General features: G+C 64.1%; 1 protein-coding gene. It reads left to right on the top strand.

Annotated features, from left to right (window positions below; translation table 11 throughout):
- On the top strand, positions 1-898 hold an 898-nt coding region (locus tag QMF80_RS37930), incomplete at both ends, for an IS256 family transposase (RefSeq protein ID WP_283461984.1).

Below are 898 nucleotides of genomic sequence, written 5' to 3'. Positions count from 1 at the left end.
CAAGAAGCGGCAGCGTCGGCTGACCGGCGTCGACGAGATGGTGCTCTCGCTGTCGGCCCGCGGCCTGACCCATGGGGAGATCTCCGCTCACCTCGCGGAGGTTTACGGCGCCGAGGTCTCCAAGACGACCATCTCCACGATCACGGACAAGGTGATCGACGGTATGAACGAATGGCAGAACCGGCCTCTCGACTCGGTCTATCCGGTTTTGTTCATTGACTGTGTCCACGTGAAGCTGCGGGACGGGAAGGTCGCGAACAGGCCGGTCTACGTGGTTTTGGCGGTCACCGTCGAGGGCACTCGCGAGATCTTGGGCTTGTGGGCCGGCGACGGGGGCGAGGATGCCAAGTACTGGCTCCAGGTCCCCACCGAGATCAAGAACCGCGGCACGGAAAACGTCTGTATGGTCGTCTGCGACGGCTTGAAGGGCCTGCCTGACGCGATCGGGGCGGTATGGCCGCAGGCGATCACGCAGACCTGTGTCGTTCACCTGCTCCGGGCGTCGTTCCGTTACGCGGCCCGGCAGGACTGGGACAAGATCTCGAAGGTGCTCAAGCCCGTCTACACGGCGTCGACCGAGGACGCCGCCAGGGAACGGTTCCTGGAGTTTCAGGAGGAATGGGGCCAGAAGTATCCCGCGATCGTGAGGTTGTGGGAGAACGCGTGGGCCGAGTTCGTGCCGTTCCTGCAGTTCGACACCGAGATACGGCGGATCGTCTGCACAACGAACGCGATCGAGTCCGTGAACGCGCGGATCCGCAAGGCCGTCCGGGCCCGCGGCCACTTCCCGAACGAGCAGGCCGCCATCAAGTGCGTCTACATGGCCATCATGAGCCTCGACCCCACCGGCCAGGGACGTAAACGCTGGACCCAACGCTGGAAAGCCGCTCTGAACGCC

It is taken from the genome of Streptomyces sp. G-G2 (assembly GCF_030063135.1).
GTDB lineage: Bacteria > Actinomycetota > Actinomycetes > Streptomycetales > Streptomycetaceae > Streptomyces.
This window is presented reverse-complemented; position numbering and strand designations above follow the sequence as displayed.